This window comes from Melaminivora alkalimesophila (assembly GCF_000282995.1).
Lineage (GTDB): Bacteria > Pseudomonadota > Gammaproteobacteria > Burkholderiales > Burkholderiaceae_C > Melaminivora > Melaminivora alkalimesophila.
Map to the genome: position 1 here is coordinate 1 of NZ_ALEE01000332.1, position 896 is coordinate 896.

At 74.7% G+C, this 896-nt stretch carries 1 protein-coding gene; it reads left to right on the plus strand.

The genetic code is table 11. From position 1 onward, the window contains the following. A partial coding sequence (locus A612_RS06165) for a phospholipase D-like domain-containing protein (RefSeq protein ID WP_019373642.1) occupies window positions 1-896 on the plus strand: 896 nt, incomplete at both ends.

Consider the following 896-nt stretch of genomic DNA (forward strand, 5'->3'; position numbering starts at 1 on the left):
GGCCGCCGCCGGAGCGCGAGGGCCCCTCCTGGGCGGCCCAGCTGCTGGCCGGGATGGAGGTGGCGCCGGCAGTGCGCAACGAGCGCGTCACATGGCACGAGAGCGGACCGCACGCCCGCGCCGGGCTCTTGGACACCATCTCCAGCGCACGGCGCCAGCTCGACGTGTGCACCTACGTCTTCGCCCACGACGAGGTCGGCCGCGAGGTGGCGCGCGCGCTGATCGCCAGCGCGCGGCGCGGGGTGGCGGTGCGCCTCCTGGTCGATGCCGTGGGCAGCCTCGCCATGCCGCGCGGCATGCTGCGCGCCCTGGCGCGCGAGGGTGTGCAGGTGCGCCGCTTCATGCCGATTCTGCGCAACCCGCTGCGCGGGCGCACCAACCTGCGCAACCACCGCAAGCTGGTGGTGGCCGATGGCTGGCGGCTGTGGAGCGGCGGGCGCAACCTGGCGTGCGAGTACTTCATGGACCGCCCCGGCCGGCCCGCCTGGGTGGATCTGAGTTTCGAAGTGTACGGCCCGGTCGCGCTGCACGCCCACCTGCAGTTCGGCACCGACTGGCGCATGGCCAAGGGCCGGGTGCTGCGCAAGAACCGCCGGCCCTTCGCCGTCGGGGCCTCCGGGCAGGTGCCCGAGGGGCCGCTGGCACAGTGGATCGCCACCGGCCCGGACCACGCCGACGACACGGTCCACGCCCTGCTCATGGCGGCCGCCTACCACGCCCAGGAGCGCATCCTCGCCGTCACGCCCTATTTCGTGCCCGACGACGGGCTGCTGGATGCCTGGTGCCTGGCCTGCCGGCGTGGCGTGCAGGTCAGCCTGCTGGTGCCCGAGCGCTCCAACCACCGGCTGGCGGACATCGCGCGCGAGCGTGCCCTGCGCCAGCTGGTGGCGGCCGGC